The sequence below is a fragment of the Nonomuraea sp. NPDC048916 genome (genome assembly GCF_040649575.1).
Taxonomy (GTDB): domain Bacteria; phylum Actinomycetota; class Actinomycetes; order Streptosporangiales; family Streptosporangiaceae; genus Nonomuraea.
Genome location: NZ_JBEZFS010000052.1, coordinates 39,296 through 46,177, shown reverse-complemented (window position 1 = coordinate 46,177; position 6,882 = coordinate 39,296). Strand labels below are relative to the sequence as shown.

The following is a 6,882-nucleotide window of genomic DNA, read 5'->3' as shown; positions in this document are numbered from 1 at the left end:
AAGCAGCGCCAGCCCGCGCGCGACGGTGTCATGGGCCCGCCCGGGCACCTCTCCTGATGCGACAGGATCACCGGGGAAGGCCACCACGACCTCGTCCGGCACCGCGGCGCCCGATGCCACCGCACGCCGGAGCGCCGCCAGGTCCGGATATCCGTCACCCGGGAGACCGGCCGCCTCAGCGCCCAAAACCGCACGTCTGGCGGGCGCTGCCGGGCCCGGCTCGACGGGTGTCCAGCGCACCTCATGGAGCGAGCCGCCAGCCGTGAGCGCGGACCGGTCGACGGGCAGCATGGTCAGCGCGCCGATCCAGGCCACGACCTCGCCCGTGACGGCGTCGGCTGCGACCACGGCCACCGTGTCGGCCCCGGTACGCGAGATCCGAACCCGCAGCGACGTCGCCGACGAGGCGCTCACCCACACGTCCGACCAGGAGAACGGCAGCCGGAGCACGCCGTCACCCGTGACCAGGACGGCATGCAGAGCGGCGTCGAGGAGCGACGGGTGTACACCGAAACCGCGGCCGTCCAGACCTTCGGGGAGGACCACTTCGGCGACAAGCTCATCCCCGTCTCGCCACAGCCCACGCAGTCCCTGGAAGCGGGGGCCGTAGGCGAAACCCGCCGCCGCCAGCCACTCGTACACGCCATCCAGGTCGACCGGCTCCGCCCCCTCGGGGAGATCCACGAAGGAAGGGACCTCCTTCTCGGCGCCGGCGAGCGTTCCTGACGCATGCCGTACCCACTCAGCGTCACCGCGGGCGTGGACGGTGATCGCCCGCCGCCCCGCCTCATCGGGGGCAGCCACGCTGACCTGCACCTCGACGGCCGTTGTGGCGGACAGGTGGAGCGGGCTGTGTAGCGTCAGCTCCTCGATGCGCGCGCAGCCGGCGCGTTCTCCCGCGTACCGGGCCAGCTCGACGAAGGCGGTGCCCGGGAGCGTCACGTCGTCCGCGATGACGTGGTCGTCCAGCCACGCATGGGTGCCGAGTGCCAGCTGCCCGGTGAGGACGAGGCTATGGCCGTCCACCAGCTCGACGCAGGTCCCGAGGAAGGGGTTCTCGCTCTTGACCGGTCGCGTCGACGCCGTCCCCTGGAGCCAGTAGCGGCTTCGTTGGAACGGGTAGGTGGGCAGGACAGCGAGCGTGGCGCTCCGCGGTGGCCGGAGGTCACGCCACCGGATGGAGTTGTCCGCGCTCGTGGTGTGCACGTCCGCCAGTGCGGTGAGGAGCGCTTGCGCTTCTGGCTGCCCCGCACGCATGGTCGCGGTCGCGGTGACGCCGCCGCCCGCTTGATGCGCGAGCGCGCTCAGGACGGCGTCCGGACCTACCTCAAGGTAGGTCGTGACCCCGTGCGTCTGGAGCGTCTGGAGCGTGTCGGCGAAGCGGACGGGTTGGCGGGCGTGCCGTACCCAGTAATCGGGCGACCCGAGGTCGTCGGCGGCGCGCCCGGTCACGTTGGAGATCACGGGAACGTGCGGCCGGTCGAACGTCAGCCCTTCCGCGACGGCGCGCAGGCCGTCCAGCGCAGGATCCATCAGGGGGGAGTGGAAGGCGTGGCTGACCTGCAGTCTGCGGGTCCTGCGGCCGAGCCCGGCGAAGTGCCCGGCGACGCGGGCGACGGCGGGTTCCGCGCCGGAGACCACCACGGAGTCCGGCGTGTTCACGGACGCGAGGGCGACCTCACCGCCAAGGTGCGGCATCACCTCCGCCTCCGTGGCCTGGACGGCGACCATGGCACCGCCCTCGGGCAGCGCGCCCATCAGCCGGCCGCGGGCCGCGACCAAGGCGGCGGCGTCGGCCAGGGACAGCACGCCCGCGACGTGGGCGGCCACGAGCTCGCCCAGCGAGTGACCGGCGAGGTAGTCGGCCTGCACGCCGAGAGAGGCGAGGTAGTCGTACAGGGCGGTTTCCAGGGCGAACAGCGCAGGCTGCGCATAACGGGTCTGGTTCAGCAACCCGGCGTCCTCGCCCCACATGACGTCGCGCAGCGGCCGGTCCAGATGCACGTCGAGGTGATCCACGATCTCGTCGAAGGCTGCGGCGAAGGCGGGGACGGCGTCGTAGAGCTCCTTGCCCATGCCCGGGTGCTGGGCGCCCTGGCCGGTGAACAGCAGGGCGAGCTTGCCTTCGCGGGCGGTGCCGTAGCGGAGCAGCGGGCTGGACTCGCCGCCGGCGAGTGCCTTGAGCCCGGCCAGCAGGTCGGTACGGCTCGCGCCGACGATGGCGGCGCGGTGGCCGAAGGTGGCCCGCCGGACCAGCGTGCGGTGTGCCTGCGCGGCGGTGATCTCGGGGCGGGCGGTCAGGTGGTCGGCCAGCTGCCGCGCTTGCTCGCGCACCGCCGTCTCGGTCTTCGCCGACAGCGGCCACACGGTCGGCAGGTCCTCGTCCAGGGCCGGCTCATCCTCGGTGGAAGGCGGCTCTTCGAGGATGAGATGCGCGTTGGTGCCGGAGATCCCGAACGACGACACGCCCGCCCGGCGCGTCCGCTCCCCGGCGGGCCACGCCACCTGCTCGGTGAGCAGCCGTACGGCGCCGCCGCGCCAGTCCACGTGTGGCGTCGGCTCGGTCACGTGCAGCGTCCGCGGCAGCATCTCATGCCGCATGGCCAGCACCATCTTGATGACGCCGCCCACCCCGGCGGCGGCCTGGGCGTGCCCGATGCCGGACTTCAGCGACCCCAGCCACAGCGGGCGATTCTCCGGCCGGTCGCGCCCGTAGGTCGCCAGCAGCGTTTCGGCTTCGATCGGGTCGCCCAGCGCGGTCCCCGTGCCGTGCGCCTCGACCGCGTCCACGTCCGTGGCCACGATCCCGGCGTTCGCCAGCGCCGCCTGGATGACGCGTTCCTGCGCGAGCCCGTTGGGAGCCATCAGGCCGTTGCTCGCCCCGTCCTGGTTGATGGCCGTCCCGCGGATGATCGCCAGCACCGGATGTCCGTTGGCCCGTGCGTCGGACAGCCGCTCAAGCACCAGCAGCCCGGCGCCCTCCGACCAGCTGGTGCCGTCGGCCGCGGCGGCGAACGCCTTGCACCGGCCGTCGGGCGCCAGTCCACGCTGCTGGCTGAACTCCACGAACAGGCCGGGCGTCGACATCACCGTGACGCCGCCGGCCAGGGCCATGCCGCACTCCCCCTGGTGGAGCGCCTGCGTGGCGAGGTGTAGCGCCACCAACGAGGACGAGCACGCGGTGTCGACCGTGATCGCCGGGCCCTCGAGCCCGAACGTGTAGGCCAGCCGGCCGGAGCCGACGCTGGCCGTGGTGCCGGTCAGCACGTACCCGGCCACCTCCTCCGGCGCGTCGTGCAGGCGCGGGCCGTACTCCTGGGACATCGCTCCGACGAACACGCCCGTCCGGCTCCCGCGCAGACCGCCGGGGTCGATCCCGGCCCGCTCGAAGGCCTCCCACGCGGTTTCCAGCAGCAGCCGCTGCTGAGGGTCCATCGCGGTCGCCTCGCGCGGACCGATCCCGAAGAAGCCCGCGTCGAACAGCTCGGCGCCCTCGACGAACCCGCCGAGCCGGACATAGGTCTTGCCGGCAACGCCCGGCTCCGGGTCGTAGAGCGCGGTCAGGTCCCACCCGCGCGTCGCCGGGAAGTCACCGATGGCGTCGCGTCCGGCCGCGACCAGCTCCCACAGTTGCTCGGGGCTGCTGACACCGCCGGGGAAGCGGCAGGCCATACCGACGATCGCGATGGGTTCCTCACCGGAGACCGTGCTTCGCGCCTGTCCGGGACCGGGGTCGCTGAGGATCGTGGAGCTCAGGAAGTCGGCCAGCGCGGCAGGGGTCGGGTGGTTGTAGATGATCGTGGCGGGCAGCCGCATGCCGGTCGCTCTGGCCAGCCTGTTGCGGAGTTCGACCGCGGCGGGGGAGTCGAAGCCGAGGTCGCGGAAGGTGAGCCGGAGGTCCACGGCTTCGGGGGTCACATGACCCAGAACGCCGGCGGCATGGGCGCGGACGAGATCGGAGACGGCAAGGCGGCGTTCCGCCTCGGTGAGGGCGGCCAGCCGCCGTCGCCACGAGGGCGTCTCTTCGTCGGCCGCTGGATCGGGCTCCTCCTGGCCGGCCGGCCTGGGTGCGGAGGCGCCGGCCGTGCTCGCGGCCCTGAGCCAGTGGCGCCGACGCTGGAAGGCGTAGGTCGGGAGGGCCTCCCGAGTACGGCGGGCGGCGGGGAAGGCGCTGCTCCACGAGATCGGCACGCCGCTCACGTGCAGCTCCGCGACCGCCTTGAGGAGCTGCTCCATACCTGGGGTGGCCCGGCGGAGGGTGCCCACGACGACCCCGGACGCGGCGACGTCCTCCAGCGTCTCCTGGATGGGCAGCGTGAGCACCGGATGGGCGCTGCTCTCGATGAACGTCCGATGCCCGTCAGCGGCCAGGGCGCGGACCGTCTCCTCGAAGCGCACGGGCTTGCGCAGGTTGGTGAACCAGTATCGGGCGTCGAGGGTCGCGGTGTCGACGCGGGTGCCGGTCACCGTCGAGTAGAAGGCGATGTCGCAGGAGCGCGGCGTGATGGGGGAGAGCTCTTCGAGCAGGCGTCCCTCAATCGTCTCGACCAGGGACGAGTGCGAGGCGTAATCGACCGCGATCCGCCGGGCGCGGACGCCGTGGGCCTGGCACGATTCGACGAGGGCGGCCACCGCCTCCGGAGTGCCGGAGACCACGGTGGCCGAAGGGCTGTTGACACCGGCGATGATCAGCCGGCCGTGCCACGTCGCGAGCCGTTCCTCGACCTGGGCGGCGGGCAGCGCGATCGAGGCCATGGCACCCGTGCCGGAGAGCGCGGTCAGGGCGCGGCTGCGCAGCGCGATGATGCGGGCCGCGTCATCCAGTCGCAGGCCGCCCGCGACGTGAGCCGCGGCGATCTCCCCCTGCGAGTGGCCGACGACCGCGTCCGGCTTGAGGCCCAGCGACTGCCACAGGCGGGCCAGGGAGACCGAGACGGCGAAGAGAAGTGGCTGGACCACGTCGACGCGGTCCAGCTCGGGCGCGCCAGGCGTGCCGCGCAGGACGTCGATCGGAGACCAGTCGACGTACCGGGCCAGGGCCTCGCAGCACTCGGCCAGCGCCGCGCGGAAGACCGGGCTGGAGTCGAGGAGATCGAGCGCCATCCCCGGCCACTGCGACCCCTGGCCGGGGAAGACCAGCACGGTCGCGCCGTGGTCGGCGGCGACGCCCTGGATCAGTCCCGGGGCGCTCTCGTCGTCGATGAGGGCCTGGAGGGACGCCAGCAGGGTCTCGCGGTCGGAGCCGAGGGCGACCGCCCGATGCTCGAACGCGGTCCGCGTGGTGGCGAGTGACCAGCCGATTCCTGCCGGGGTCGCCTCGTGGTGCTCTTCCAGGTGGGTGCTGAGCCGGCGGGCCTGGTCGCGCAGGGCGGCGGCCGTGCGTCCCGAGAGCGGCCACGGCACCGTGCGCACTTCCTCCGTGCGCGCTCCCTCCGTCGCGGAACCCGCCGGCTCGCCGAGCTCGGGGGCTTCGGGCGGCTCGCCGAGCACCACGTGACAGTTGGTCCCGCCCATGCCGAAGGAACTCACCCCGGCCACCAGCGGAAGCTCGGGACGGGGCCACGGTTCCAGCTCCCGCTGGACCCTGATGCGCCGCGCGGTGAAGTCGATCAACGGGTTCGGGGTGGCGAAGTTCAGGCTCGCGGGCAGCAGGCGGCGTCCGATGCTGAGCACGGCCTTGAGCACCCCGGCGATGCCGGCCGCGCCTTCCAAGTGCCCGATGTTGGTCTTGACGGAGCCGACGGCCACCGGAGAGTCTTCCGCCCGGCCGTCCCCCAGGGCCAGCCCCACCCCGGCCGCCTCGACGGGGTCGCCGACCTTGGTGCCGGTCCCGTGCAGCTCCACGTACTGGACGCGCGCGGGCTCCACGCCACCACGCGCGCAGGCCAGGCGGATCACCTCGGCCTGCGCGGCCGGGCTGGGCACCGTCAGGCCGTCCGTCGCGCCGTCGTTGTTGACCGCGCTACCGAGTATGACGCCGTGCACGGCGTCGCCGTCGGCGACGGCCCGCGACAGGAGCTTCAGTACGACGAGGCCGCCGCCCTCGCCGCGTACGTAGCCGTTGGCCCGGGCGTCGAAGGTGAAGCAGCGCCCGTCCGGCGAGAGCGCGCCGAGCCGCTCGACGGCGGTGTCGGCGTCGGGGTCGATGTTCAGCTGCACGCCGCCGGCAAGCGCGAGCGTCGCCTCGCCCCCGCGCAGGCTCTCCGCCGCCAGGTGCACGGCGACCAGCGACGAGGCCTGAGCGGCGTCCACGGTCATGCTCGGGCCGCGCAGTCCGAAAACGTAGGAGACGCGGTTGGCGATGATTCCGCGCTCCAGCCCGGCCAGGGTGTGCTGGGTCACCGCCGGGCCGCCGGCCTTGCGCAGCAGGGCGGCGTAGTCATCCGCGATCGCGCCGACGAAGACGCCGGTACGGCTGCCGCGGAGGCTCTCGGGAAAGATGCCGCCGTGTTCCAGCGCCTCCCACGCCAGCTCGAGCATGAGGCGCTGCTGCGGATCCATGGCCGCGGCCTCGCGCGGGGAGATGCCGAAGAACGCCGCGTCGAAGCCGTCGACGAGGTCGAGGAATCCGCCGCGGCGGAGGGCGGCGCCGTCCGGATGATCGCCGCCTGCCGGCCGATGGGCGGGGATCTCCGCGATCGCGCTCACCCCGTCACGGAGCAGCCGCCAGAAGGAGCCGAGATCCGGCGCCTTCGGGAAGCGGCAGGACATCCCGATGATCGCGACGGGTTCCTGACGCTCGGTCGGGTGAGAGGCGCGATCAAGATCGATTGTCATAGCGCCGAGAGTCTCCCTCGTCGTGAACCGTCTCTAGACGTGAGAGCTAGGCCCAGACCTGATCTGGCACCTGCCGCCGTGGCCTCACGATAGGGCGCGACCAGG

General features: G+C 72.9%; 1 protein-coding gene. It reads right to left on the bottom strand.

Annotated features, from left to right (window positions below; translation table 11 throughout):
• Positions 1 to 6,777, bottom strand: a 6,777-nt coding sequence (locus AB0C16_RS36160; protein WP_357689947.1) for a type I polyketide synthase, incomplete at its 3' end; no start/stop codon positions are given.
• Between the last annotated feature and the right edge of the window lie 105 nt (positions 6,778 to 6,882).